Raw genomic sequence first — 25,922 nt, 5'->3', positions numbered from 1 at the left:
CGGCTTTTTTCTGGTAATCTCATGAAGTCAGTGAGGTTATTGTGCGAAAGACAAATCGGTTGCCGTTTGTTGTTTCAAAATTGTTAACAATTTTGTAAAATACGGGCGGATAGAACGACCCGGTGGACGACGGGTATAAATTAAGAGGTCATGATGAGCACTGAAATCAAAACTCAGGTCGTGGTACTTGGGGCAGGCCCTGCAGGTTACTCTGCTGCCTTCCGTTGCGCAGATTTAGGTCTGGAGACCGTCATCGTAGAACGTTACAGCACCCTCGGTGGTGTTTGTCTGAACGTCGGCTGTATCCCTTCTAAAGCGCTGCTGCACGTAGCAAAAGTTATCGAAGAAGCCAAAGCGCTGGCTGAACACGGTATCGTTTTTGGCGAGCCGAAAACCGATATCGACAAGATTCGTACCTGGAAAGAAAAAGTTATCACTCAACTGACCGGCGGTCTGGCGGGTATGGCCAAAGGCCGTAAAGTGAAAGTGGTTAACGGTCTGGGTAAATTTACCGGGGCAAACACCCTGGAAGTTGAAGGTGAAAACGGCAAAACCGTGATCAACTTTGACAACGCGATCATCGCGGCGGGTTCCCGTCCGATCGAACTGCCATTCATTCCTCATGAAGATCCGCGCGTGTGGGATTCCACCGATGCACTGGAACTGAAAACTGTTCCTAAGCGCCTGCTGGTAATGGGCGGCGGTATCATCGGTCTGGAAATGGGTACCGTGTACCATGCGCTGGGTTCAGAGATCGACGTGGTTGAAATGTTCGACCAGGTTATCCCGGCTGCCGATAAAGACGTGGTTAAAGTCTTTACCAAACGCATCAGCAAGAAATTCAACCTGATGCTGGAAACCAAAGTAACCGCCGTTGAAGCGAAAGAAGACGGTATCTACGTTTCCATGGAAGGCAAAAAAGCGCCTGCTGAAGCTCAGCGTTACGATGCAGTGCTGGTGGCTATCGGTCGTGTACCGAACGGCAAAAACCTCGACGCGGGCAAAGCTGGCGTGGAAGTTGATGACCGTGGCTTCATCCGCGTTGACAAACAGCTGCGTACCAACGTGCCGCACATCTTTGCTATCGGCGATATCGTCGGTCAGCCGATGCTGGCGCACAAAGGTGTTCACGAAGGTCACGTTGCCGCTGAAGTTATCGCCGGTAAGAAACACTACTTCGATCCGAAAGTTATCCCATCCATCGCATACACTGAACCAGAAGTTGCATGGGTTGGCCTGACTGAGAAAGAAGCGAAAGAGAAAGGCATCAGCTACGAAACCGCCACCTTCCCGTGGGCTGCTTCTGGTCGTGCTATCGCTTCCGACTGCGCAGACGGTATGACTAAACTGATTTTCGACAAAGAATCTCACCGTGTTATCGGTGGTGCGATTGTCGGTACCAACGGCGGCGAGCTGCTGGGTGAAATCGGTCTGGCGATCGAAATGGGTTGTGATGCTGAAGACATCGCGCTGACCATCCACGCGCACCCGACTCTGCACGAGTCTGTGGGCCTGGCGGCAGAAGTGTTCGAAGGTAGCATCACCGACCTGCCAAACCCGAAAGCGAAGAAAAAGTAATCTTCCCGCTTTTGTGAAAACGCCTCTTCGGAGGCGTTTTTTTTGCCTGAAAGCTACCAGTTCTGGTAGTCATCTTATTGATATTTCCACTAAAAAAAATTGCGCAACTGCCGATACTTTTTTCGCCATTGTGTGGCTACTGGCCGCGCGGTTAAGAGGCTCTGGATTCTCTATTACACGAAAAAAGGAAATAACATGTCTTTAAAAAAAATCGCGGTTGTTGGCATGGTTGTCGCGACAATGACGCTGACTGGTTGTGGCGCGATGACCACCGCCGTTAAAAAACGTAATCTCGAAGTGAAAACGCAGATGAGTGAAACCATCTGGCTGGAGCCTTCCAGCGAGAAGACCGTCTACATTCAGGTAAAAAACACTTCTGATAAAGACATGAGCAACCTGCAAACCCTGCTGGCAAACGACCTGTCTGCGAAGGGCTATAAAGTGACCAGTTCACCAGACAGCGCTTACTACTGGGTGCAGGCGAACGTACTGAAAGCGGACAAAATGGATCTGCGTGAAGCTCAGGGCTTCCTGAAGACCGGCTATGAAGGGGCAGCGGTGGGGGCTGCGTTGGGAGCGGGCATCACTGCCTATAACAGCAACTCCTCCGGCGCGGCGCTGGGCGTTGGCCTGGCGGCGGGGCTGATCGGTATGGCCGCGGATGCCATGGTAGAAGACGTGAACTACACCATGGTCACTGACCTGCAAATCTCTGAGCGCAGCAAAGCGAAAGTGACAACGGATAACGTTGCCGCACTGCGCCAGGGCACGTCCGGTATCAAGCTGCAAACCAGCAGCGCGCAGGGCGATCGCGCAAAATACCAGACCCGCGTCGTGTCTAATGCCAACAAAGTGAACCTGAAGTTCGAAGAAGCGAAACCGGTTCTGGAAGCGCAGCTGGCGAAATCCGTCGCTAACATCCTGTAATCTCTCGTGAGTTGGCCGGAGGGGGGCGCTTCCCCGGCCAACTCACTATTTGACTGGCATTCAGGGCACTACGGGCTGCCAGTTTTTATCCAGATGATATGCGGTTAATGCCTCGGCTTTCTGTTGTGAATCAACGCCGAGATCGGCCTGATAGACTTTATCATCACCGTTAATCATAAAACTCATAACACCAGTGTGATCGTAGCTGACGGGCCAGGCAACCATCGCAAAGCCGCTGGTTTTATCGGGAAGGATACGGAAACGATAGCCGTGATAGCCCGTGCCAGGCTCCTGCGGACTAAAGGCCGGGCCAAGCGGGCTTGGCGCTTCGCCGGGCGAAACAGGCCAGTACAGACCATCTTTTTTCCCTTCAGAACTGACAATCTTTTGCGCGTATTTTTGGTTCATCGCAAAGTAGCTTTGCTGAGCATCTACATAGGCGTGTAATGCTTCAATAGCCGCAAGTTCGTTGCGCCCAATCTCACGGGTCAGGATCTCTTCAGCCGCTTCCTTGATATCAAATTGCCAGCCGGAAGCGGTTTTAACAACCGGGATCGGCAGTTGCCAGTCGCTGTCCCCGACCACCAGGTGTGCGGTATTGCCGTCGATGACGGTATTATGGCAGACCTTCCAGTCGCGCAGGAAGCGATCAACTGCATCAGGATCGACGCCTTCCGGTGGCAGAAACTCGCGCCAGTTTTCCCCGAGCAGGTTGTTCATCGCGCTTTCATTCTGCTCGCTTATCGCGGTTGCCAGGGCATCGGTCGCCTGGTCTGGTGTGCTGAAGGATTGCTGTGCCATCGCGGTGGTCGAAACCATGAATAACACCATTCCACTGAGTAGTTTATTTTTCATGTCGCTTCCCTTAACGATGACGGAATTCACGGTGTTCAGCACGGTCGCCGGATAGCTGGCGAGATGGCTGGTTGCGGGCGACCTGCCTGCTTTGAGCCCCTCGCTGCTGCTGCGCCTGCCAACTGGCGGAGCGACTGTCGTTGCCGCTCAGCGCATTGGCCCGCGGTTGGCTGGTCCGTTGTTGAAGATTGCGCTGCTGCACGTTGCGTTGCTGCGCTGGTTGCGTGACCCGTTTCTCTTGTCGCTGAGTGGCGGCCTGGCGATGTTCATGTTGCTGAGCGTTTGCCCGTTTTGCCGTTTGCGGTTTGGTATCGTAACCACGGTAGTTATTACGCTGGGAAATTTGCTTTAGTTGTTGGCTGGATGCCTGACGCTGGGCGTCTTTCGTTCCCGTACGCGCCGTCTGGGGGAAGGTTTTCCCCGTTGATTTTTCCATCTGGCTCAACGCGGCCTGACGCTGGCTATCACGGTTGACCGGTCTTTGCTGGGTTGAGCTTAGGCCCGTAGCCGTGTTAGTGGAGTGGAAGCGGTTATTGAGCTGGCTATTAGGGTACGGCACCCCTTCGCGATAGGCCGGGTTGTGCTGCCAGGTACGGTTGGCATCCGTCAGACGCTGTCCACTGATTTTATTGAAGTTATCTACGTTGATATTGATGTTGTTATCACCGTTGCGGTTATAGCCGCCATGGTTATCCCAGTCATCGTTATGATGGTGATCCCAGTCATCGTCGTCATCCCAGTCAATATTGCTGAAGATGGCATAAGTTGTGGCGACGCCGAGGCTGAAGCCTAAACCGTTAACGAAGCTGTTGCCAAACTGCTCGCCGGGCGTTGGCGGTAGATAGGTTGGCGGATAGGCGGTGTTCGGCCAGGTACCGTAAACCGTATTTGGGTTATAGGTGGGAACGTAAACTACCTGCGGGTCGGCGGATTCAATTTTGATTACCGTTGGGCTTGCTGAGGCGGCGGTCGTGGCTGTTGTGGTCGTTGACTCGCTGGTAACGGTTTTAGCCGGAGCTGCTTTGGCCACGGTGGTAACAGTCTGCTGCGGTGTTGATTGCAATGCTCCGGTCTGTTGCGCCAGCGCACGCAGGCGTTGAACGGAATCCATAACCTCTTTCGGCTGCGCAAGGAATGCATCGCCCAGGCTCTGTACCCACGGCGGATTTTCACCCATCAGCGACATCAGCTGCGGAAACGCCACCAGCGATTTCACGCTGGGATCCCAGGGTTGGCTGGCAACGGCCTGAATGGCGGCATCACCCTGCATTTTGGGATTGTCTTTTGACCACTGCGCGGCCTGGATGACGTTGGCCGGGTAGGTTGAGGCCATCAAAATTTGCGACAGCAGTGAATCCGGATAGAGCGCGATTGGCGCAACCCACTGATCGATTTGTGCCGATGTGTACGTAGGGGCTGCGGTGGGCGCTGGTTGATCGGCCGGGGCAGGGGCCGCTACGGGAGCTGGAGCCGGTGCGGACGGTTGCTGTGCGACGGGGGCTGGAGCTGCTGGCTCCGTTGCGCGACTTTTAACGAACATCACGCCAGAGGCGGCAAACAGCCCGGCACTGCACAGAAGGACAAGCAGATGTGGCTTAAAGGGCAACTTCATAAAATGACTCCAACGAGACAAGCGCTGTGCCGTGAGGCGTTCTGTTGCCGCGAGTATTATTCACCCGTGTTAGATAGTTTTGACTTTTATTGGGGATTCACCCGGCAGGTCCGGAAAAAGAGTGTGAAGATTTATTACACAATTATATCTGATGGCTGAAAAATCGCTGGAATATTCAGCATGTCGCGCTTGAAAATCAACCGTTTCACATCGTTTTTAGGGAGCCTAAATTACGCCCCGCCTTGTCGCTACACCATTCTTAACGATTCAGCCAATTTTTTATGTTGCTTTTTTGTAAACGGATTAACACTTAATGAAAATCCTGTTATTGTGCCTTACGCGGTACCGGGCATTTACCCTACTAACTACTGTCTCACAGGAGCGTGAAGAGAATCGCCCATCTACAAAAGCGCCGCATTATGACAATGAGAGCGAGGAGATATCGTCGTGCTAGAAGAATACCGTAAGCACGTAGCTGAGCGTGCTGCCCAGGGGATTGTGCCAAAACCGTTAGACGCAACCCAAATGGCCGCACTTGTCGAGCTGCTGAAGACCCCGCCTGTGGGCGAAGAAGAATTCCTGTTAGACCTGTTGATCAACCGCGTTCCTCCTGGCGTAGATGAAGCCGCTTATGTTAAAGCGGGTTTTCTCGCTGCCGTCGCGAAAGGCGACACCACCTCCCCGCTGGTGACTCCAGAAAAAGCCATTGAACTGCTGGGCACCATGCAGGGTGGTTACAACATTCATCCGCTGATCGACGCGCTTGACGACGCAAAACTGGCGCCGATTGCCGCCAAAGCGCTCTCTTCAACGCTGCTGATGTTCGATAACTTCTACGATGTAGAAGAAAAAGCCAAAGCGGGCAACGAATACGCGAAGCAGGTAATGCAGTCCTGGGCCGATGCCGAATGGTTCCTGAACCGTCCAGCTCTGGCTGAAAAAATCACCGTTACCGTGTTTAAAGTGACGGGTGAAACTAACACCGATGACCTCTCTCCGGCACCGGACGCATGGTCTCGCCCGGATATCCCTCTGCACGCGCTGGCGATGCTGAAAAATGCCCGTGAAGGTATCGAACCGGACCAGCCGGGCGCGGTAGGCCCGATCAAACAGATTGAAGAACTGCAGAAAAAAGGCTACCCGCTGGCTTATGTGGGTGACGTTGTTGGTACTGGCTCTTCGCGTAAATCTGCAACCAACTCCGTACTGTGGTTCATGGGCGATGATATCCCTCATGTACCGAACAAGCGTGGCGGCGGTCTGTGTCTCGGCGGCAAAATTGCACCGATCTTCTTCAATACCATGGAAGATGCGGGCGCACTGCCAATCGAAGTGGACGTCTCGAACATGAACATGGGCGACGTGATTGACGTTTACCCGTTCAAAGGAGAAGTGCGTAACCATGAAACCGGCGAATTGCTGGCAAGCTTTGAGCTGAAAACTGATGTGCTGATCGACGAAGTGCGCGCTGGTGGCCGTATTCCGCTGATCATCGGTCGTGGCCTGACCACCAAAGCGCGCGAAGCGCTGGGACTGCCGCACAGCGACGTATTCCGTCAGGCGAAAGACGTGGCGGAAAGCAGCCGCGGCTTCTCTCTGGCGCAGAAAATGGTGGGCCGCGCCTGCGGCGTGAAAGGTATCCGTCCGGGCGCGTACTGCGAACCGAAGATGACCTCTGTGGGTTCTCAGGATACCACCGGCCCGATGACCCGTGATGAACTGAAAGACCTGGCGTGCCTGGGCTTCTCTGCTGACCTGGTGATGCAGTCCTTCTGTCACACAGCGGCGTATCCAAAGCCGGTTGACGTGACCACGCACCACACTCTGCCGGACTTCATCATGAACCGTGGCGGCGTGTCGCTGCGTCCGGGCGATGGCGTAATCCACTCCTGGCTGAACCGCATGCTGTTGCCGGATACCGTCGGCACCGGCGGTGACTCCCATACTCGTTTCCCGATTGGCATCTCCTTCCCGGCGGGTTCTGGCCTGGTGGCGTTTGCTGCTGCGACCGGCGTGATGCCGCTGGATATGCCGGAATCCGTTCTGGTGCGTTTCAAAGGCAAAATGCAGCCGGGGATTACCCTGCGCGATCTGGTACACGCCATTCCGCTGTACGCGATCAAACAGGGTCTGCTGACCGTTGAGAAGAAAGGTAAGAAAAACATCTTCTCTGGCCGCATCCTCGAAATCGAAGGTCTGCCGGATCTGAAAGTGGAGCAGGCGTTCGAACTGACCGATGCCTCCGCTGAACGTTCCGCTGCCGGTTGTACCATCAAACTGAACAAAGAGCCGATCGTTGAGTATCTGAACTCTAACATCGTTCTGCTGAAGTGGATGATCGCTGAAGGTTACGGCGATCGCCGTACGCTGGAGCGTCGTGTGCAGGGGATGGAAAAATGGCTGGCGGATCCGCAATTGCTGGAAGCCGACGCTGACGCAGAATACGCGGCGGTGATCGACATCGATCTGGCGGATATCAAAGAGCCAATCCTGTGTGCACCGAACGATCCGGACGACGCGCGTCTGCTGTCTGACGTGCAGGGCGAGAAGATCGATGAAGTCTTCATTGGCTCCTGCATGACTAACATCGGCCACTTCCGTGCGGCGGGTAAACTGCTGGATGCACACAAAGGCCAGTTGCCGACGCGTCTGTGGGTGGCTCCGCCAACCCGTATGGATGCGGCGCAGCTGACCGAAGAAGGCTACTACAGCGTGTTTGGTAAGAGCGGTGCGCGTATTGAGATCCCTGGCTGTTCGCTGTGCATGGGTAACCAGGCGCGTGTGGCTGACGGCGCAACGGTGGTCTCGACCTCTACCCGTAACTTCCCGAACCGTTTAGGTACCGGGGCGAACGTCTACCTGGCTTCTGCGGAGCTGGCGGCGGTTGCGGCGCTGATTGGCAAACTGCCGACGGCGGAAGAGTATCAGACCTATGTGGCGCAGGTTGATAAGACGGCGGTGGATACTTACCGTTATCTGAACTTCGACCAGCTGTCTCAGTATACTGAGAAAGCCGATGGTGTGATTTTCCAGACCGCGGTGTAATACGCAAACGCGATTTGTGTAAAAACGCATCAATGCCCGGAGAAGTCTGCTTCTCCGGGCATTTTTATTTCTATTCCTTATACCCGCTACGCTTTTTTTCTGCCGCGCTGCTGCGATAATTACAGCAAGGCGCAATGCGGTATTGGCGCATTGCCAGGAGCAGAGGAAGACATTATGGATTACGAATTTCTGCGCGATATTACCGGAGTGGTAAAAGTGCGTATGTCCATGGGCCACGAGGTGGTGGGGCACTGGTTTAACGAAGAAGTGAAAGAGAACCTGGCCTTACTTGATGAAGTGGAACAGGCGGCGCATGCGGTGAAGGGCAGTGAGCGCTCCTGGCAGCGAGCAGGGCATGAATACACGCTCTGGCTGGATGGTGAAGAGGTGATGGTGCGCGCCAATCAGCTGGAATTCTCCGGAGATGAAATGGAAGAGGGGATGAGCTACTACGACGAAGAGAGCTTTTCACTTTGCGGCGTAGAGGACTTTCTTCAGGTCGTGGCGGCTTATCGTGAATTTTTAAAGCAAAAATGATCTTCTTAGGGTTGTGTAATTAACTGGGAGGTTTTAAATTTAGACATCTTGTGAATTAACAAGATGTCTAAATTTTATGGATGAAAGTAAATCAGAAACAGGGATTATCAATCATGAGTTATCTAAAGATAAGTGGGTTTAAAAATAGTAAATGGGCTGTTACTGCGGTTCTTGTTTTTGTTAATTTTGTTTTCTTTGTTTTTTCGGCTTATTTGGATTCGCGGGCGTTTAATTTATATCAAGCATCCTCATTCATCATTGCATGGGGAGGGAATGCGTCTCCGTTAACCCTATCAGGTGAATACTGGAGACTTTTAAGTAGCATGTTTATGCATTTAAGTGTTTTTCATTTTTTCTCTAATATGATTGCACTACTTGGGATTGGTTTTTTGTTTGAAAACATGTTTTCACGTAGGGTTTTTATTGCTGTCTATATGTTATCTGGTATCGCTGGAGGGATATTAAGTGCTGTAGTTCATCGATATGAGTTGATAGTTAGTTGTGGAGCATCAGGAGCCATTCTTGGTATTACCGGCTATTTGCTAGCTTTTGGATTGTGTAACAAGATCGAGCTTCCATTTTCTAAAATTTTCACCAATGTTATTATTGTAATATGTTTAGGATTATTTCTGCCTGTTGATAACATGGCACATTTGGGTGGTTTTGTTACTGGGTTCGTCTTAGGTGCCCTAAGTGTAGATGGGAAGACCCATTTTTTTAAAAAACCAGGCAAGGTTTCAATAATTCTGATCATGACAGTGTGTATAATTGAAGGTGCTGTGCTTGCTAAATATTCAATTCCTGAGAATATTAAGTTCGTTCGACTTTCTAGATTAGAGTTTATTGTGAAAGACATGCGAGAGGGTGCCCCAGACCAACCGATAGATTTTAGATTTTTTAACCAATGTGTTGATGCTAGTGTTGAAAGCGGAAGTATTGTTCGATCTGAACTAATCGACTGTGAAAAAATGAGGGGGTTGTTTTATAAATATGGCTTAAGAATTAAAGAGCGTATTGAAGAGGATTTGAATAATTGTATAAATATTACTGAGGATCTGCGTTCTGAAAAGATAAGTGAAACTGAAAAACATAGTATAGAAATAATTAGTAATTATTGCGTGGCCCGACAAAAACTTGTTAATATTTCTTTTAAAAATTATCCTAATTCATCTGTAGATATCAAAAAATATTTTGAAGCTGAACATCAATTTAACGAATCAGTGATCGTGAATGATAACTCTAGTAAAATATTTGAGAATATCCCTGAATTAATATTTAATGCTGTTTCTTTAGAGCGGTGCAGAGCTACAATTTGTCGTCGGTGGTAATAAACAATTTTTATCACAAGACCTGTGTTGAAAATCGGTGTCTGAATGTGAAGTTAGATAAAATTACTTGTATATTATGGGGGGAGTAGATTTCGCGTATCTCTCTCCAGAGCAGACCGGTGATGACATTAGGTTCCTCTTCTCTAAACTCTTTCGGTTCAGTATGGGACGTGCAGTGCTGAAGGTAGATTTCTTTCAGTAAAATCTTAGTATGAAAGATATTTTCCTTGTTCTCGTCGTAGGTGAAATCGCGAACGTGGTACTTCACTCGGTATAGCGTCGTCCCCCCTCCTGATAATCAGCATATTCCTGGCATGGCTATGGGCCAATACAGGAACGTGGGCCATCATTTCATGATTCATAAACTCATCGCGCTCGGTGATTTGCTCCACGCCATCCAGCAGCCAAAATCTTCGTTTTCAAAAATGATGTGATCTTGGTGATCCAAAGTAAACAATGACAGGGAATGCCCAGTCATTGTTTCAATAGACGTTTCAGTGGATAGAGGCTATTTAACGTAAGCCAACAGGCTCAGGGAGTCACGTGCCAGCGCTTTGCATTTCTTGGCCGTTGGGATGCTTATACCGCTGAGGTCGCGGTAGCTGTCTTCACCCAACGCTTTCATATTGAAGGTGTCGTAATTACTTAGGTCCCACTGGTTTTGCTGGGCAAAAAAGACCAGTGCGCGACGAATCTGCCCATTTGGCAAATTCTGGTATCCACAGTCATTTTTCAGAAAAACAAAAACTGCCGTTAAATCGGCCATATCTTCGGCTTCGGACTCACTAAGCGCGTAGCTGTTTGCGCATACGGCCATCAGGCTGCCGAACAAAACGGTTCTGAAAAACGTCTTCATTGCTTCTACCACTGCATCACGGAATTTAAACGTTAGCACACTGCGAGCGAAGCGACGACCTTTATTATTAGCCGTTTACTTGACCTTCCCGTAAGGGGAAGGCTTATGCTTAAAAGATAGCCTGCTTAAGCTGCTGAATATAAGGAAGTGATTATGCAACGTCGTGACTTTTTAAAGTACTCCGTGGCGCTGGGTGTCGCGTCAGCGTTACCTCTGTGGAGCCGGAGCGTATTTGCTGCAGACCGTCCCGCATTACCCATTCCAGACCTGTTAACCGCAGATGCCTCTAACCGTATGCAGCTGATCGTGCAAGCCGGACAGTCGAGTTTTGCAGGCAAAACAGCCACGACCTGGGGATATAACGGCAGTTTGCTCGGGCCGGCGGTCAAGCTGAGTAAAGGGCAATCGGTGACGGTGGATATCCATAACCAGCTTGCCGAAGAGACGACGTTGCACTGGCACGGGCTGGAAATCCCCGGTGAAGTCGACGGTGGCCCGCAAGGTATTATTCCGGCGGGTGGGAAACGTTCTGTGACCTTCACACCGGATCAGCGCGCGGCAACCTGCTGGTTCCACCCGCATCAGCATGGGAAGACTGGTCATCAGGTGGCGATGGGCCTTGCCGGACTGGTGCTGATTGAAGATGAAGAGATTCGCAAGCTGCTGCTGCCTAAGCAGTGGGGCATTGATGATGTGCCGGTGATTATTCAGGATAAACAGTTCTCTGCTGATGGTCAGGTTAACTATCAACTGGACATCATGACCGCTGCCGTCGGCTGGTTTGGCGATACGCTGCTGACCAATGGGGCGATTTATCCTCAGCATGCTGCACCGCGCGGTTGGCTGCGTCTGCGTCTGCTAAATGGTTGTAACGCACGCTCACTGAATATCGCGGCCAGCGACAATCGTCCTTTGTACGTTATTGCCAGCGACGGCGGACTGTTGGCGGAGCCAGTAAAAGTAACCGAACTTCCTATGCTGATGGGCGAACGCTTTGAAGTGCTGGTGGATGTGAGCGACGGTAAAGCGTTTGATCTGGTCACTCTGCCTGTGGGTCAGATGGGCATGGCGATTGCGCCATTTGATAAGCCGCATCCGGTGATGCGCGTTCAGCCGCTGCTGATTACCGCTTCCGGCACGTTGCCGGATACGCTGACATCCATGCCGGCGCTGCCATCGCTTGAGGGGCTGACGGTGCGCAAACTGCAATTATCGATGGACCCAATGCTCGACATGATGGGCATGCAAATGTTGATGAAGAAGTACGGCGCTCAGGCTATGGCGGGTATGGATCATGGGAAGATGATGGGCCATATGAATAATGACAATATGGGCCACGGGAACATGAAGCATGGCAATATGAACCACGGTGAGATGGGGAATATGCAGCATGGTGACATGGGCAACATGAAGCATGGAACATTCGATTTCCATAATGCCAACCGGATTAATGGTCAGGCGTTTGATATGAATAAACCGATGTTTGCCGCGGCGAAAGGTCAACACGAACGCTGGGTGATTTCCGGTCAGGGCGACATGATGCTGCATCCGTTCCACATTCACGGCACGCAGTTCCGTATTCTGTCTGAAAATGGCAAAGCGCCTGCTGCGCACCGCGCGGGATGGAAAGATACGGTGCGGGTAGAGGGCGGCGTGAGCGAGGTGCTGGTGAAATTTGACCACGACGCGCCAAAGGAACATGCCTATATGGCGCACTGCCATTTGTTAGAGCATGAAGACACCGGGATGATGCTCGGTTTTACCGTATAAACAGCGGCGGATAGCGGTGGCGCTATCCGCTAAATGTTTATTTCAAAAACGGATTATTACTCTATCGTCGAGTAAAGGCATTCATATACTGATGAGGTTAATCACTCATCACGAGGTATTCATGGCCCTTTTGCGTAAAGTACTGACGGCATCTTTTATTATGCTTCTGGCGGTTTCGGCACAGGCTGCGATGAAGATGGAACGCCAACAGATTTCAAAACTGAATTTAAGTCTCGAAATTCCGCAGACACTCACGCCGATGCCGGACGAAATGGCAAAAATCAAATACCCTTCTGAAAACCGTCCACAGGTGATTTACGGTGACGAACGCGGTAAAGCGTCTCTAGGTATTACCGCCGGGCGCAACGCGTTGCCTGCCGCTCAGTTGGATATGGCAAAGGATGCGACACTGAAGATGCTGACCAACTTCAAGCCGCAGGCGGAACCTGTCACGGTTGATGGGCATAAAGCGTGGCTGATTACTTTCCGTTCTCAAGCGCCGGATACTGAAATTCTCAATATGCTGCTGATTACCTCGCAAAACGAGAAAGCGGTGCAGGTCTCCTTCAATATGACCAAAGATCTGGTGGCTCAGTATCAGGAAGCCGCAAAAGCGTCGTTACTGTCACTGAAGTTTGAATAAAAAAACGCCCGCTGATTAGCGGGCATTTTCCATTTTACTTCGCGTCGTCCGGCAACGCGTATGCCACGATATAATCGCCCATCTTAGTGCCAAATGAGCCGTGGCCCCCGGCGGATATCACCACATACTGCTTACCGTTAACTTCATACGTCATCGGTGTTGCCTGGCCGCCTGCCGGAAGCCGACCCTGCCACAGTTTTTCACCGTTACTCATGTTGTATGCGCGCAGATAGTTATCGGCAGTCGCGGCTATAAACAGCACGTTACCCGCGGTGGAGATAGGTCCACCCAGCATCGGCATCCCCATATTGAACGGCACCGGAACCGGCATTGGGAATGGCATGCTGTCCTGTGGCGTGCCAATGCGTTTTTTCCATACCACTTGATTGGTTTTCAGATCTACGGCGGAAATGTAGCCCCATGCTGGCTGTTTACACGGCAGGCCAAATGGTGAAAGGAATGGATTAAGCGTTACGCCGAATGGTACGCCGTACTGCGGCTGAATACCGGACTCTGTGCCAGTACCTTTGGCATCTTTCGGCGGCTCCATCGGATTGCCGGGACCGCGTGGGATCAGCTTAGAAACGAACGGCAGCGCCATCGGGTTGGCAATGGCTACCTGACGGTTGGGATCAACGGAAATGCCGCCCCATTCGAACATGCCGAGGTTACCCGGGAACACCAGAGTGCCTTGCTCTGAAGGCGGGGTAAAAATGCCTTCATAGCGCAGCTGGTGGAACATTACGCGGCACACCAACTGGTCAAACATGGTTGCGCCCCACATATCCGCACCACTGAGATCTTTTTGCGGACGGAAACTGAGATCGGAGAACGGCTGGGTTTTGCTGACATAATCACCTTTGGCTGCACCTTGCGGCACCGGTTTTTCCGGGGCAGGCACCACCAGTTCACCATTACGGCGGTCGAGCACAAAGATATTACCGGTTTTTGCCGGGGCATAAATGACCGGAATTTTCTCTCCATTGACGTTGATATCCGCCAGGGTTGGCTGCGCCGGTAAGTCCATATCCCACAGATCGTGGTGAACGGTCTGATAGCTCCAGGCCAATTTCCCGGTCGTGGCATTTAACGCCAGAATGGCGCTGGCGTAACGTTCCTGTTCCGGTGTGCGGTTACCGCCCCAGATATCCGGCGTGGTAACGCCCATGGGCAGATACACCAGATCCAGCTTCGCGTCGTAGGCCGCGGGCGCCCAGGAGTTGGGTGAGTTAAAGGTGAAGGTATGTTCATCTGACGGGATGAAATTAGGATCCTTGGCACCGGGATCAAATGCCCACAGAAGCTTGCCGTTATTGACGTCAAAACCACGTATCACCCCGGATGTTTCGCGGGTTGAGTAGTTATCGGTTACCGACCCGGCAATAACGATAGTTTTATCGGTGATTATCGGGGGAGACGTCGGTTCGTACAGGCCCGGTGAGGTATCCGGCATATTGGTCTGCAGATTCAAAATACCTTTATTGGCGAAGGTTTCGCACAGCTTGCCGGTCTCGGCATTCAAGGCAAACAGTCGACCATCATTGACCGGCAAAAGGATGCGGCGCGGACAGTCGGCCATCACCTCTGCAGAAGCTGTATCCGGTCTGGCTTCATGATAAGAAACGCCGCGACAGGTTACGTGCTGGAAGCTGGTATTGGTATTGAGTTGGGGATCGAAATGCCACTTCTCTTTCCCGCTGGCCGCATCCAGGGCGAACAGCCGCTGGTGGGCGGTACACAGATAAAGAGTATCCCCTACTTTTATTGGCGTGACTTCATTGGTGATTTCACCGGGATCGTTGGGTTGTTTTAAATCCCCGGTACGAAATACCCAGGCTTCTTTCAACTGATGAACGTTGTCAGCGTTAATTTGTTTTAACGGTGAGTAGCGCTGACCTTCCTGATTGCGACCGTAAGCCGGCCAATCCTCGTCGGCAACCGCTGAGATTGCATCGGCCTGAGAGGTATCTGCACTCAGCGTGCCGTGAACCTCTTGTGGGTCGTTGAAGCCAGCCCAGGTCAGGATACCGCCGCTAATCAGCAGGGCCACCACCAGCGCCGCTACTGCGCCACTGGAAGGGATAATCAGGCGATGCCAGACGAAAGGCAGGATAAGCCAGATACCAAAGAAGACCAGGATGTCGCTACGCGGCGTCAGCGCCCAGAAATCAAAGCCGACTTCCCAGACGCCCCAAATCATGGTGGCGAGAAGCAGGGCGGCATACAGCCAAAGGGCGGATCGGTTACTGCGCCACAGCAGGAGAGCCACACCGAGCATGGCAAGGCCCGCGATCGGGTAATACCAGGAGCCACCGATGACGACCAGCCAGCCTCCACCAATCAGGAGATATAGTCCACAAAGTGCCGCAAACAGGGCGCTTAGGGTCACGATAAGCCGTTGAGAACGTACGTTGTTATTTGCCATAAAAAATACCATCACAGGTGTTATTTCTTTAATAGCAGTTAATTATAGGAGCTAAAACGCGTGATAAACGTCACATTATGAACTTTATCAACAGATGCCGCGTATGAATGCTTTTGCTGGTATACTGCGTGCCTTGCGCTTAGATGCTGACTTATTAAAAGTTAGCATTGAGTGATTTGTTTTTAAATCATATGGTTAGAGATATGAAACATACTGTTGAAGTCATGATCCCGGAAGCGGAGATCAAAGCGCGTATTGCTGAACTGGGACGTCAGATTAACGAACGTTACAAGGACAGCGGCAGCGATATGGTGCTGGTTGGTCTGTTACGCGGCTCATTTATGTTTATGGCCGACCTGTGCCGTGAAGTGCATGTCTCCCACGAAGTCGATTTCATGACTGCTTCCAGCTATGGCAGCGGAATGTCCACCACGCGCGATGTTAAAATCCTGAAAGACCTGGATGAAGACATTCGTGGCAAGGACGTGCTGATTGTCGAAGACATCATCGACTCCGGTAACACGTTGTCCAAAGTGCGTGAGATTCTGAGCCTGCGCGAGCCGAAATCCCTGGCTATTTGTACGCTGCTGGACAAACCTACCCGTCGTGAAGTAGATGTTCCGGTTGAGTTTATCGGATTCTCTATCCCAGATGAGTTTGTTGTCGGCTATGGCATTGACTATGCCCAGCGTTATCGCCATCTGCCGTACGTTGGCAAAGTGGTGCTGCTGGACGAGTAATGTCGGGAGCGCCTGATGGCGCTTTGCTTATTCGGCCTGCACGATACTTCCCCGCAGGCCGAAAAGCGACTTAAGCGTCGCTGCCGCTTGTTGGTATCTGCTTGTGATTGGTATGTTTCTGGCTGAGGTTAGACAGCCCCTGACGATAGCGCTGCTCCAGCGTTTCGCGACTGGTGGCGGTGACGTCCAGATCGCGCAGCAGGCCATCATGAATACCGTAAGCCCAGCCGTGAATGGTAACTTTCTGACCGCGCTTCCAGGCTGAACGCATGATGGTTGAGTGGCCCAAGTTGTAGACCTGCTCCATTACATTCAGTTCGCACAGGGTGTCAATGCGACGTTCCTGCGGCATTTCGCCCAGCAGTGAACTGTGTTTAAACCAGATATCGCGAATATGCAGTAACCAGTTATCAATCAGCCCCTGTTCTTTATTTTCAATAGCCGCCTGTACGCCACCACATCCATAGTGGCCGCAAATAATAATATGTTCCACTTCCAGCACATCCACCGCATACTGAACCACTGAGAGACAGTTCAGGTCGGTGTGAATAACCAGATTGGCAACATTACGGTGAACAAATAATTCACCCGGCTCAAGACCGGTTAAACGTTCTGCGGGAACGCGACTGTCGGAACATCCAATCCATAAAAAGCGCGGATTTTGTGCGTGAGTCAGCGTTTCAAAAAATCCGGGATCCTCTTCTACCAGCATCTTTGACCATAGCGCGTTGTTGCTGATGAGTGTATCTATGTCTTTCATGGAGGCTGTAACCAATTGAATTGCGTTGCGCTAATATAGGGTAACTCCTGATTTATTAAAACCAAATATCAAGCATTAGAATGTAAGGTAAGTAAAAAACCATGACCATTGCTCTGGAACTTCAACAACTTAAAAAAACCTATCCCGGTGGCGTTCAGGCGTTACGCGGAATAGATTTGCAAGTCGAAGCGGGGGATTTTTATGCGCTTTTGGGACCGAATGGCGCAGGCAAGTCCACCACCATCGGGATAATCAGCTCGCTGGTGAATAAAACCTCTGGGCGGGTGAGCGTCTTCGGATACGATCTTGAAAAAGATACCGTTAATGCGAAACGCCAGCTTGGTCTGGTACCGCAGGAGTTTAACTTTAACCCGTTTGAAACCGTGCAGCAGATCGTAGTCAACCAGGCGGGTTATTACGGCGTTGAGTATAAAGAGGCGGTCAAACGCAGCGAATTATATTTAAAGCAGCTCGATTTATGGGAAAAACGTAACGAGCGCGCGCGCATGCTCTCCGGCGGGATGAAACGCCGTCTGATGATTGCCCGCGCACTAATGCACGAGCCTAAATTACTTATCCTTGATGAACCGACGGCGGGGGTCGACATTGAGCTGCGTCGTTCAATGTGGGGTTTTTTAAAGGATTTAAACGACAAAGGCACCACGATTATTCTGACCACTCACTATCTCGAAGAAGCGGAAATGCTGTGTCGCAACATCGGCATTATTCAGCACGGCGAGCTGGTGGAAAACACCTCGATGAAGAGCCTGCTCTCTAAGCTGAAATCCGAGACCTTTATTCTCGATCTGGCGCCGAAAAGCCCGCTGCCAAAACTGGAGGGCTATCAATACCGGCTGGTGGATACCTCCACGCTGGAAGTGGAAGTACTGCGTGAACAGGGGGTCAACAGCGTGTTCTCACAGCTGAGCGCCCAGGGCATTCAGGTATTGAGTATGCGAAACAAAGCGAACCGACTGGAAGAACTGTTTGTTTCTCTGGTGCATGAAAAACAAGGAGATCGCGCATGATGCAGCTTTATTGGGTTGCGCTGAAAAGCATCTGGGCGAAAGAGATCCACCGCTTTATGCGAATCTGGGTCCAGACTCTGGTTCCTCCCGTCATTACTATGACGCTCTATTTTATTATCTTTGGTAACCTGATCGGCTCGCGTATCGGCGAAATGCATGGTTTTAGCTACATGCAGTTTATCGTGCCAGGGCTGATTATGATGGCGGTAATTACCAACTCGTACGCCAACGTGGCATCGTCATTCTTCAGCGCCAAGTTTCAACGCAACATTGAAGAGTTACTGGTCGCTCCGGTACCGACGCACGTGATCATCGCCGGTTTTGTTGGCGGCGGCGTGGCGCGTGGCCTGTGCGTAGGGATCCTGGTAACAGCGATTTCGCTGTTCTTTGTGCCGTTCCAGGTGCATTCCTGGGTCTTTGTGGCGCTTACGCTGGTGTTAACGGCGGTGCTGTTTTCGTTGGCCGGTCTGTTGAACGCGGTTTTCGCTAAAACCTTTGACGATATCAGCCTGATCCCAACCTTCGTGCTGACTCCGCTGACCTATCTGGGCGGCGTTTTCTATTCGTTAACGTTGCTGCCGCCGTTCTGGCAGGGACTGTCCCATCTGAACCCGATTGTCTACATGATTAGCGGTTTCCGTTACGGCTTCCTGGGGATCCATGATGTTCCGCTGGTCACCACCTTTGGCGTGCTGGTGGTGTTTATCGCAGCATTTTATTTGCTGTGCTGGTACCTGATTCAGCGCGGACGCGGCCTGCGCAGCTAAGTCTTTCTTCCTCTCCTTGCCCGGGAGAGGAAGACTTTTGATGCTTATCACCATTACGGATTTATCACCCTGATAAACTACTTGCCTGCTAAGGAGGTAGGCAATGCTAGGTTGGGTAATTACCTGTCATGATGATAAGGCACAGGATATGCTGCATCGTCTGGAGAAAAAGTACGGCCCGTTGGTTCAATGCCAGGCGGTGAGTTTTTGGCGTGGGCTTAGCTCGAATATGCTAAGCCGCATGATGTGCCATGCCCTGCATGCTACAGACTCTGGCGAGGGTGTGATATTCCTGACGGATATGGCCGGGGCTGCGCCTTACCGCGTGGCTTCGTTAATGAGCCATAAACATCCCCAGTGTGAAGTGATTTCAGGTATCAGTTATCCATTGCTTGAGCGAATGCTTTCGTCGCGGGAATCGATGAGCAGTTCTGAGTTTCGTGATAGCATCGTTGCGCTTGGCGGGCCCGAAGTCTCTAGCCTCTGGCATCAACAACAGAAAAATCCCCCCTTCGTGTTGAAGCATGATTTGTATGAGTATTAATCATTGGTATTGATGGCGCTTTTGCTACAATAGCCGGGGTTTCTCGCCTCGGTTATCTCATATGGTGATGCGCGTTCTGCTTGTTTTATTGCTCCTGTTTTCTGGCAGTATAGCTGCGGCTTTGCCTGCTCGCTACATGCAAACCACCGAAGCGGCCGCCGTGTGGGCGCAGATTGGCAACAAGATGGTGACGGTAGGAAATATTCGCGCCGGGCAGATCCTCGCCGTTGAGCCAATTGCGGCAGACTATTACGAATTTACCTTTGGTTTTGGTACCGGGTTTATTGATAAGGGGCATCTGGAGCCTGTGCAGGGGCGGCAGAAAGTCGATGATGGTCTGGGCGATCTCAATAAACCCCTCAGCAACCAAAGCCTGATCACCTGGAAAGATACGCCGGTTTATAACGCTCCGGATGTTGGTAGCGCCCCGTTTGGCGTGCTGGCGGATAATCTGCGTTATCCGGTTATCAGCAAGCTTAAAGACCGTCTCAACCAAACCTGGTACCAGATCCGTATTGGCGGCAGACTGGCCTATATCAGCGCTCTGGATGCGCAGGAAGACAACGGTATCCCGGTGTTAACCTATCACCATATTCTGCGCGATGAAGAGAATACCCGTTTTCGCCACACCTCTACGACAACCTCCGTACGCGCCTTCAGCAACCAGATGGCCTGGCTACAGGACCGCGGCTACACCACGTTGACGATGTACCAACTGGAAGGCTATGTTCGCAATAATATGAATCTCCCGGCGCGGGCGGTGGTGCTGACTTTTGATGATGGTCTGAAGTCGGTGAGTCGTTATGCTTACCCGATTCTGAAGCAGCACGGCATGAAGGCAACGGCGTTTATTATCTCCTCACGTATCAAGCGCCACCCGCAGAAGTGGGATCCGAAATCACTGCAGTTTATGAGCATCGCGGAACTGAATGAGATCAGGGACGTGTTCGACTTCCAGTCGCATACCCATTTTTTACATCGGGTTGATGTGAATCACCGGCCAATCCTGCTGAGTCGCAGCTATCATAATATTCTGTTTGATTTCGCCCGTTCGCGTCGGGCGTTGTCTCAGTTTAACCCTCACGTTCTTTATCTTTCTTACCCGTTTGGCGGCTATAACGCCACCGCAGTAAAAGCGGCAGGCGACGCGGGATTCCACATGGCGGTCACCACGGTGAGAGGGAAGGTTAAACCGGGGGATAATCCGTTCTTATTGAAAAGACTTTATATTTTAAGAACGGATTCGCTGGAGACGATGTCGCGGCTGATAAGTAATCAGCCGCAGGGGTAAGGGCTGTCAGGCAACCTGTACCGGAATGGCTTTCGCGGTGCGCTTCATTTCGTTGTCGCCTTCAAAGTAGGCCACTTTCGGACGCCAGGTGCGGGCTTCTTCATCAGACATGGTGACGAAGCTGGCGATAATCACAATGTCGCCGACTTCAGCACAGTGTGCCGCTGCGCCGTTCACCGAGATGATTCTGGAGCCGCGTTCAGCCGCAATCGCGTAGGTTGAGAAACGTTTACCGTTGGTCACGTTCCAGATATCAATAGCTTCGTTTTCCAGAATACCAGAGGCATCGAGGAAATCCTGGTCGATGGCGCAGGAGCCTTCGTAGTGCAGGTCCGCCTGCGTGACTTTTACGCGGTGGAGCTTGCCTTGCAGCATGGTGCGAATCATAACTTCTATACCCTGTCGTTTACCTTGGCTAAGCAGGCACTACTGGCCTGCTTTGAGAAATTCTCAGGCAGTATTGCCTGATTTTTAACCCCTGTCTACTGGGCTAATGTAACGCTTTGATTATCGATCAGACGTGCCTGACCCAGCCAGGCGGCGGCCAGAATCACCGCGCGTTTACTGGTTTCCGTCAGCTCCAGCAGCGTGTCGGCATCACGAATCTGAATATCGTCGGCACGGAAGCCTTTTTCATTCAGTTCCTGCTCGGCAATGGCAATAATCTCTTCCTGGTCACGATGGCCGGCAAGCAGCTTTTCAGCGATGCCGTTCATCACTTTGTGCAGACCCGGCGCAATTTTTCGCTGCTCTGCGGTCAGATAGCCGTTACGTGAGCTAAGCGCCAGACCGTCTTTGGCGCGAATAATCGGCACGCCAACGATCTCAATGTCATAACCCAGATCCGCCACCATTTTGCGGATCAGTGCGAGCTGCTGGAAATCTTTCTCGCCAAAGCAGGCGATATCTGGCTGGATCAGGTTGAACAGCTTGCTGACGATAGTGGAAACGCCACGGAAGTGGCCTGGACGGCTGGCGCCTTCCAGCATGGTGGAGAGACCGGGAACTTCAACGAACGTCTGGCCTTCCAGCCCCTGCGGGTAGATTTCCTCAACGGCTGGCGCAAAAACATAATCGACTTTACGCTTGTTCAGCTTTTCACAATCTTCCTGCAGCGTGCGTGGATAACGCACCAGATCGTCCGGTCGGTCAAACTGCATCGGGTTGACGAAAATGCTGACGATCACCACATCAGCCCGCGCTTTTGCCTCATCGACCAGCTTCATATGGCCGTCGTGCAGGTTGCCCATGGTGGGAACCAGAGCGACGCGTTTGCCTTCCTGACGCAGACGACGAATATGCTGGCGCAGCAGCGGCAGGGTTTCAATGATTAACACGACAAGACTCCTTGAGTTGCCTGAGGAACCGTAGGCCGGATAAGACGTTTACGCCGCCATCCGGCAACATGCAGCGAACCGCCTGATGGCGCTACGCTTTTCAGGCCGATATATGGCCTGAAAAATTAGTGGAAACTGTGTTCTTCGCCCGGATAAACGCCGGACTCCACTTCAGCCATATACTGCCGCACTGCGGCGCGCATGTCGCCTGCTTCATTGAGGAAATTCTTCGCAAATTTCGGGATGTGGCCACCGGTAATGCCAAAGGCATCGTGCATGACGAGGATTTGTCCATCGGTGACGTTACCAGCGCCGATACCGATAACCGGAATCGACAGCGCTTCGGTGACGCGCTTCGCCAGCTCAACCGGCACGCACTCCAGCACCAGCAACTGAGCGCCAGCGGCTTCTAAGGCCAGCGCGTCATCCAGCAATACCTGCCCGGCGTCGCCGCGGCCCTGAATTTTATAGCCGCCGAAAATATTCACCGACTGCGGTGTTAATCCCAGATGACCGCAAACCGGTACGGCGCGTTCGGTGAGCATTTTTACCGTATCCACCAGCCAGGCGCCGCCTTCAATTTTGACCATATTAGCGCCCGCCCGCATCACCACCGCGGCGTTTTCAAATGCTTGTTCCGGCGTGGCGTAAGCCATAAATGGCAGGTCGGAGAGCAGCAGACAGTTGGGAGCACCACGACGTACGGCACGAGTGTGGTAAGCAATATCTTCAACGGTGACCGGTAGGGTGGAGTCATGCCCCTGAATCGTCATGCCCAGTGAGTCGCCAACCAGCATCACATTAATGCCTTCGTCGGCAAATAACTTAGCGAAGCTGTAGTCGTAGGCTGTAATGGTCGCGAAGCGTTTTTTCTCTTGCTTGCATTTCTGCAGCAGTGAAATGGTGGTGGGTTTCATAACATTTCCTGATGATGAAAGTCATATTTATCGGCATTCTAACAGTCACATTCAGGGGGGCAATTGTTTTAAGCAACCGTTTGGCACTAAAGCAGTAAACGCTGGAGAGGAGGGGATACTTTACCAGTGTGCAGGTTTTGCGGCACCAAGATGGGTGAGGTGCTGATGCAGGCTGATACCCTCCGGGAAGATAAGCTCAGGTGCAATTTCAGCGAGCGGCCACAGCATAAAACCACGGTTTTTCATGTCGTAGTGCGGCACGGTCAGACGTTCGGTGTTAATTACTTCATTGCCAAACAGCATAATATCGAGGTCCAGAGTGCGCGGCCCCCAGCGTTCGGCTTTACGTACGCGTCCCTGTTGCAGCTCAATGCGTTGGGTATGATTAAGCAATTCTTCGGGAGCGAGAGTGGTTTCCAGCGCCACGGCAGCGTTCAGGTAATCTGGCTGATCCTGCGGGCCTAATGGCGGTGTGCGGTAAAAGGAGGAAACAGCGACGATACGGCTGTCGGGAATGTCGCCAATCGCTTTTACGGCAGCATTGACCTGCTCCAGAGGAGAGGCCAGATTACTGCCGAGAGCGATATAGGCGATGGTCACGCGGAACCTTCACGGCGCGGGGCGCGTTTACGCGGGCGACGATGACGACGGCGTTCCGGTTCTTCGTCGAGTTCGTTGAGCATGCCTTTTTGTTCCGGCGGTGCTGAAACCTGGAATTCTCCCCACCACTGCGCCAGACGCTGCAGCTCAGCGTTGTTTTCCACTTCGGCACGCAGGGCCAGCAGATCGTAAGCGGCGCGGAACTTCGGATGCTCCATCAGCTTCCAGGCGCGTTTGCCCTGGCGACGAGACATGCGTAGCTGCAACTGCCAGATATCACGGGTCAGCGAGGTCAGACGTTTCGGGATCGCCAGCGAGCGGCAGGCTTCATCCAGTACGTCGTTCATCGCCAGTGCGAAGGCATCGTAATAAGCCAGACCGCTTTCCTGGGCAATTTTCTGCGCAGCTTCCAGTAACGGATACCAGAACATGGCGGCGAACAAGAACGCCGGGTTAACGCGCATATCATTGTGGATGCGGTTATCGGTATTCTTCAGCACCTGAGCGATGATGCGTTCCATTGGGCTGTCACCGTCTTCGGTGAAATAGCGCGTAATGGTGGGGAACAGCGGCTGGAACAGGCTGTACTCACGCAGTTTTTTATAGGTTTCATACCCATAGCCCGCCTGTAACAGTTTGAGTGCTTCTTCAAACAGGCGTGCGGGGGGAATATCGTTAAGCAGTGTTGCCAGACGCGGGATTGGCTCAGCGGTTTCCGGGCTGATACGCATGTCGAGCTTGGCGGCAAAGCGCACGGCCCGCAGCATACGTACAGGGTCTTCGCGGTAGCGCGTTTCCGGATTACCGATCAGGCGAACGATGCCCTCTTCGAGATCCTGCATGCCACCAACGTAATCACGCACGGTGAAATCGGCCACGCTGTAATACAGGCTGTTAATCGTGAAGTCGCGACGCTGGGCATCTTCTTCGATGGAGCCGAAGATGTTGTCGCGCAGCAGCATACCGTTTTGTCCGCGCTGTGAGGTTGTGCGATCGGACTCGCTGCCTTCATGATGACCACGGAAAGTTGCCACTTCGATAATTTCCGGGCCAAACATGACATGGGCCAGACGGAAACGGCGACCAACCAGACGACAGTTACGAAACAGTTTTCGCACCTGATCTGGCGTGGCGTTAGTCGTGACATCAAAATCTTTCGGCTTTTTGCCCAGCAAAAGATCGCGTACGCCTCCGCCAACCAGCCATGCCTCGTATCCGGCCTTATTGAGCCTGTACATTACCTTCAGGGCATTTTCACTGATATCTTTGCGGGAGATAGAGTGCTGCTCACGCGGGATTACCGTCATATGTGGACGGGCGACGGCGAGCTCGGCCTCGCGCTCCTCGCGGCTTAGCACCTTGCGGCAAAAATTAGCGACTCGGGTAAAAATAGTGCACCTCGGTAGTGTCAAACTTCAATCAGAACAAGTGTTGCTGTGTAAAAATAGCGGCTAATCATAGCTCAGCATGATGCATTTGAGAATGGCGGATTTACGATCGCCGATTCTGGCACCGCTGTCAGACTCCAGTTTTCAATGGCAAACGTGAGAATCTGATCCATGCGCATCTCCTGCCACGGGATATCGGAGTGCTGGCCGAGAAAGCGCAGCGCAGCAACAATCACCGGGCGTGGATCGCCTTGCGGCAGTGCAGGTGCATGATTTTGTTTTGAAAGTTTAGCGCCTTGTTCGTTGAGCGCCAGCGGCAGATGAATATAGTCCGGCGCTTGCCAGCCGAACTGTTGATACAACGAAATTTGCCGTACCGTCGGTTCGATAAGATCGGCACCGCGCACAATTTCCGTCACGCCCTGGAAGTGGTCGTCCACCACCACCGCGAGGTTATAGGCAAACAGCCCGTCGCGACGGTGAATAATAAAATCTTCCTTCGCAAGCCGCGGATCAGCCAGAATCACACCGCGCAGTTGGTCCGTAAACTGCATCACCGGATGGCGTTGCTTAATGCGGACCGCCGCCTGTTCAGGCCCGTGGCGTAGTTCACGGCAATGACCGTCGTAAATACCGCCGACGCTTTGAATACGCGCGCGTGTACAGGTGCAGTAATAGCTCAGATCCTGCTGATGCAGCCAGGCCAGCGCCTCGCGGTAGGCGTCATGACGCTGGGATTGCCATAAAATATCGCCATCCCAGTGCAGCCCGTAATGTTCCAGCTGACGCAGAATCGTGTCTGCAGCACCGGGAACTTCACGAGGGGGGTCAATATCTTCAATGCGTACCCGCCAGATTCCGCGACGAGCACGGGCCTGCAGGTAACTCCCGAGGGCGGCAATCAGTGAACCAAAATGGAGTTCGCCAGAGGGGGAAGGGGCGAAGCGGCCAATATAATGTGAATCGCTCATTTT

General features: G+C 52.2%; 23 protein-coding genes and 1 pseudogene. 12 read left to right on the top strand and 12 right to left on the bottom strand.

The features are described from left to right. Positions 1-153 precede the first annotated feature (153 nt). Together lpdA and traT are read left to right on the top strand one after the other, a co-directional pair. Positions 154-1,578 (top strand): dihydrolipoyl dehydrogenase, encoded by a 1,425-nt coding sequence (gene lpdA / locus HV345_RS19325; RefSeq protein ID WP_003018686.1) that lies wholly within the window; start codon positions 154-156, stop codon positions 1,576-1,578. 195 nt (positions 1,579-1,773) lie between these two features. Continuing rightward, complete coding sequence (gene traT / locus HV345_RS19320; RefSeq protein ID WP_043018444.1) at positions 1,774-2,505, top strand: conjugal transfer complement resistance protein TraT; 732 nt, start codon at positions 1,774-1,776, stop codon at positions 2,503-2,505. Positions 2,506-2,565: 60 nt separating this feature from the next. Here traT and HV345_RS19315 read toward each other — a convergent pair whose 3' ends face one another. Together HV345_RS19315 and HV345_RS19310 are read right to left on the bottom strand one after the other, a co-directional pair. Beyond that, positions 2,566-3,360, bottom strand: coding sequence for a DUF2950 family protein (locus HV345_RS19315; protein ID WP_181635942.1), 795 nt, complete (start codon positions 3,358-3,360; stop codon positions 2,566-2,568). A 10-nt stretch (positions 3,361-3,370) separates the two neighbouring features. Beyond that, positions 3,371-4,972 carry a DUF3300 domain-containing protein gene (locus HV345_RS19310; RefSeq protein WP_181626508.1) on the bottom strand — a complete coding sequence of 534 codons (1,602 nt, stop codon included), beginning with the start codon at positions 4,970-4,972 and terminating at the stop codon, positions 3,371-3,373. Positions 4,973-5,419: 447 nt separating this feature from the next. Between HV345_RS19310 and acnB the strand changes: the two genes are divergently transcribed. The 3 genes from acnB (at position 5,420) to HV345_RS19295 (ending at position 9,882) form a co-directional block, all read left to right on the top strand. Continuing rightward, positions 5,420-8,017: a bifunctional aconitate hydratase 2/2-methylisocitrate dehydratase gene (acnB, locus tag HV345_RS19305; protein WP_016151723.1), complete on the top strand. Its 2,598-nt coding sequence runs from the start codon at positions 5,420-5,422 to the stop codon at positions 8,015-8,017. 174 nt (positions 8,018-8,191) lie between these two features. Further along, positions 8,192-8,554 (top strand): protein YacL, encoded by a 363-nt coding sequence (gene yacL, locus HV345_RS19300; RefSeq protein ID WP_016155706.1) that lies wholly within the window; start codon positions 8,192-8,194, stop codon positions 8,552-8,554. Positions 8,555-8,667: 113 nt separating this feature from the next. Beyond that, on the top strand, positions 8,668-9,882 hold the full coding sequence (locus HV345_RS19295) for a rhomboid family intramembrane serine protease (RefSeq protein WP_181635941.1): 1,215 nt from the start codon (positions 8,668-8,670) through the stop codon (positions 9,880-9,882). Between the two features lie 13 nt (positions 9,883-9,895). Here HV345_RS19295 and HV345_RS26510 read toward each other — a convergent pair. Then, positions 9,896-10,111, bottom strand: a pseudogene (locus tag HV345_RS26510) (hypothetical protein); the annotation flags it as partial. Between the two features lie 279 nt (positions 10,112-10,390). Continuing rightward, positions 10,391-10,738: a YacC family pilotin-like protein gene (locus tag HV345_RS19290; RefSeq protein WP_181635940.1), complete on the bottom strand. Its 348-nt coding sequence runs from the start codon at positions 10,736-10,738 to the stop codon at positions 10,391-10,393. A gap of 153 nt (positions 10,739-10,891) precedes the next feature. Between HV345_RS19290 and cueO the strand changes: the two genes are divergently transcribed. Together cueO and HV345_RS19280 are read left to right on the top strand one after the other, a co-directional pair. Next, complete coding sequence (gene cueO, locus HV345_RS19285; RefSeq protein ID WP_046275358.1) at positions 10,892-12,508, top strand: multicopper oxidase CueO; 1,617 nt, start codon at positions 10,892-10,894, stop codon at positions 12,506-12,508. Positions 12,509-12,629: 121 nt separating this feature from the next. Then, on the top strand, positions 12,630-13,151 hold the full coding sequence (locus HV345_RS19280) for a hypothetical protein (RefSeq protein ID WP_080859360.1): 522 nt from the start codon (positions 12,630-12,632) through the stop codon (positions 13,149-13,151). 34 nt (positions 13,152-13,185) lie between these two features. Here the strand turns inward: HV345_RS19280 and HV345_RS19275 are convergent, their stop codons facing one another. Continuing rightward, entirely contained in the window at positions 13,186-15,576 is a 2,391-nt protein-coding gene (locus HV345_RS19275; protein ID WP_181635939.1) for a glucose/quinate/shikimate family membrane-bound PQQ-dependent dehydrogenase, read from the bottom strand. Positions 15,577-15,779: 203 nt separating this feature from the next. On the opposite strand from HV345_RS19275, the gene hpt reads away from it, so the two are divergent. After that, positions 15,780-16,316, top strand: coding sequence for a hypoxanthine phosphoribosyltransferase (gene hpt, locus HV345_RS19270; protein ID WP_016151732.1), 537 nt, complete (start codon positions 15,780-15,782; stop codon positions 16,314-16,316). Between the two features lie 70 nt (positions 16,317-16,386). Here hpt and can read toward each other — a convergent pair whose 3' ends face one another. Continuing rightward, positions 16,387-17,076 carry a carbonate dehydratase gene (gene can, locus HV345_RS19265; protein ID WP_016151733.1) on the bottom strand — a complete coding sequence of 230 codons (690 nt, stop codon included), beginning with the start codon at positions 17,074-17,076 and terminating at the stop codon, positions 16,387-16,389. Between the two features lie 101 nt (positions 17,077-17,177). On the opposite strand from can, the gene HV345_RS19260 reads away from it, so the two are divergent. From HV345_RS19260 to HV345_RS19245, 4 genes are all read left to right on the top strand, one after another. Beyond that, positions 17,178-18,104 carry an ABC transporter ATP-binding protein gene (locus tag HV345_RS19260; RefSeq protein ID WP_046275357.1) on the top strand — a complete coding sequence of 309 codons (927 nt, stop codon included), beginning with the start codon at positions 17,178-17,180 and terminating at the stop codon, positions 18,102-18,104. Further along, positions 18,101-18,871: an ABC transporter permease gene (locus HV345_RS19255; protein WP_003829467.1), complete on the top strand. Its 771-nt coding sequence runs from the start codon at positions 18,101-18,103 to the stop codon at positions 18,869-18,871. The genes HV345_RS19260 and HV345_RS19255 overlap by 4 nt, the downstream gene beginning before the upstream one ends. A gap of 103 nt (positions 18,872-18,974) precedes the next feature. Further along, positions 18,975-19,415 (top strand): PTS sugar transporter subunit IIA, encoded by a 441-nt coding sequence (locus HV345_RS19250; RefSeq protein ID WP_181635938.1) that lies wholly within the window; start codon positions 18,975-18,977, stop codon positions 19,413-19,415. Between the two features lie 61 nt (positions 19,416-19,476). Beyond that, a complete protein-coding gene (locus tag HV345_RS19245) occupies positions 19,477-20,706 on the top strand; it encodes a polysaccharide deacetylase family protein (RefSeq protein ID WP_181635937.1) in 1,230 nt (409 codons plus the stop codon). A 6-nt stretch (positions 20,707-20,712) separates the two neighbouring features. Here HV345_RS19245 and panD read toward each other — a convergent pair whose 3' ends face one another. From panD to gluQRS, 6 genes are all read right to left on the bottom strand, one after another. Further along, positions 20,713-21,093 carry an aspartate 1-decarboxylase gene (gene panD / locus HV345_RS19240; RefSeq protein ID WP_000621526.1) on the bottom strand — a complete coding sequence of 127 codons (381 nt, stop codon included), beginning with the start codon at positions 21,091-21,093 and terminating at the stop codon, positions 20,713-20,715. Positions 21,094-21,188: 95 nt separating this feature from the next. Beyond that, on the bottom strand, positions 21,189-22,043 hold the full coding sequence (panC, locus tag HV345_RS19235; RefSeq protein WP_016151737.1) for a pantoate--beta-alanine ligase: 855 nt from the start codon (positions 22,041-22,043) through the stop codon (positions 21,189-21,191). 125 nt (positions 22,044-22,168) lie between these two features. Beyond that, positions 22,169-22,960, bottom strand: a complete 792-nt coding sequence (panB, locus tag HV345_RS19230; protein WP_003829230.1) for a 3-methyl-2-oxobutanoate hydroxymethyltransferase — start codon at positions 22,958-22,960, stop codon at positions 22,169-22,171. A gap of 120 nt (positions 22,961-23,080) precedes the next feature. Beyond that, positions 23,081-23,560, bottom strand: coding sequence for a 2-amino-4-hydroxy-6-hydroxymethyldihydropteridine diphosphokinase (gene folK, locus HV345_RS19225; protein ID WP_049269196.1), 480 nt, complete (start codon positions 23,558-23,560; stop codon positions 23,081-23,083). Then, on the bottom strand, positions 23,557-24,951 hold the full coding sequence (pcnB, locus tag HV345_RS19220; RefSeq protein WP_203457720.1) for a polynucleotide adenylyltransferase PcnB: 1,395 nt from the start codon (positions 24,949-24,951) through the stop codon (positions 23,557-23,559). The genes folK and pcnB overlap by 4 nt, the downstream gene beginning before the upstream one ends. 71 nt (positions 24,952-25,022) lie before the next feature. Then, positions 25,023-25,919, bottom strand: a complete 897-nt coding sequence (gluQRS, locus tag HV345_RS19215; protein WP_181635936.1) for a tRNA glutamyl-Q(34) synthetase GluQRS — start codon at positions 25,917-25,919, stop codon at positions 25,023-25,025. Between the last annotated feature and the right edge of the window lie 3 nt (positions 25,920-25,922).

This window comes from Citrobacter sp. RHBSTW-00986, assembly GCF_013783065.1.
Lineage (GTDB): Bacteria > Pseudomonadota > Gammaproteobacteria > Enterobacterales > Enterobacteriaceae > Citrobacter > Citrobacter braakii.
The sequence above is the reverse complement of the archived record's forward strand: the minus strand, read 5'-3'. Positions and strand labels throughout refer to the sequence as shown.

What these genes read in the sequence shown, in the direction of transcription:
- yacL (WP_016155706.1), top strand. Translation starts at nt 8,192, where the DNA reads ATGGATTACGAATTTCTGCGCGATATTACCGGAGTGGTAAAAGTGCGT.
- can (WP_016151733.1), bottom strand. Translation starts at nt 17,076, where the DNA reads ATGAAAGACATAGATACACTCATCAGCAACAACGCGCTATGGTCAAAG.
- hpt (WP_016151732.1), top strand. Translation starts at nt 15,780, where the DNA reads ATGAAACATACTGTTGAAGTCATGATCCCGGAAGCGGAGATCAAAGCG.
- panB (WP_003829230.1), bottom strand. Translation starts at nt 22,960, where the DNA reads ATGAAACCCACCACCATTTCACTGCTGCAGAAATGCAAGCAAGAGAAA.
- lpdA (WP_003018686.1), top strand. Translation starts at nt 154, where the DNA reads ATGAGCACTGAAATCAAAACTCAGGTCGTGGTACTTGGGGCAGGCCCT.
- HV345_RS19310 (WP_181626508.1), bottom strand. Translation starts at nt 4,972, where the DNA reads ATGAAGTTGCCCTTTAAGCCACATCTGCTTGTCCTTCTGTGCAGTGCC.
- HV345_RS19275 (WP_181635939.1), bottom strand. Translation starts at nt 15,576, where the DNA reads ATGGCAAATAACAACGTACGTTCTCAACGGCTTATCGTGACCCTAAGC.
- HV345_RS19245 (WP_181635937.1), top strand. Translation starts at nt 19,477, where the DNA reads ATGGTGATGCGCGTTCTGCTTGTTTTATTGCTCCTGTTTTCTGGCAGT.
- gluQRS (WP_181635936.1), bottom strand. Translation starts at nt 25,919, where the DNA reads ATGAGCGATTCACATTATATTGGCCGCTTCGCCCCTTCCCCCTCTGGC.
- traT (WP_043018444.1), top strand. Translation starts at nt 1,774, where the DNA reads ATGTCTTTAAAAAAAATCGCGGTTGTTGGCATGGTTGTCGCGACAATG.
- HV345_RS19315 (WP_181635942.1), bottom strand. Translation starts at nt 3,360, where the DNA reads ATGAAAAATAAACTACTCAGTGGAATGGTGTTATTCATGGTTTCGACC.
- HV345_RS19260 (WP_046275357.1), top strand. Translation starts at nt 17,178, where the DNA reads ATGACCATTGCTCTGGAACTTCAACAACTTAAAAAAACCTATCCCGGT.
- cueO (WP_046275358.1), top strand. Translation starts at nt 10,892, where the DNA reads ATGCAACGTCGTGACTTTTTAAAGTACTCCGTGGCGCTGGGTGTCGCG.
- HV345_RS19250 (WP_181635938.1), top strand. Translation starts at nt 18,975, where the DNA reads ATGCTAGGTTGGGTAATTACCTGTCATGATGATAAGGCACAGGATATG.
- HV345_RS19255 (WP_003829467.1), top strand. Translation starts at nt 18,101, where the DNA reads ATGATGCAGCTTTATTGGGTTGCGCTGAAAAGCATCTGGGCGAAAGAG.
- HV345_RS19295 (WP_181635941.1), top strand. Translation starts at nt 8,668, where the DNA reads ATGAGTTATCTAAAGATAAGTGGGTTTAAAAATAGTAAATGGGCTGTT.
- panD (WP_000621526.1), bottom strand. Translation starts at nt 21,093, where the DNA reads ATGATTCGCACCATGCTGCAAGGCAAGCTCCACCGCGTAAAAGTCACG.
- HV345_RS19280 (WP_080859360.1), top strand. Translation starts at nt 12,630, where the DNA reads ATGGCCCTTTTGCGTAAAGTACTGACGGCATCTTTTATTATGCTTCTG.
- HV345_RS19290 (WP_181635940.1), bottom strand. Translation starts at nt 10,738, where the DNA reads ATGAAGACGTTTTTCAGAACCGTTTTGTTCGGCAGCCTGATGGCCGTA.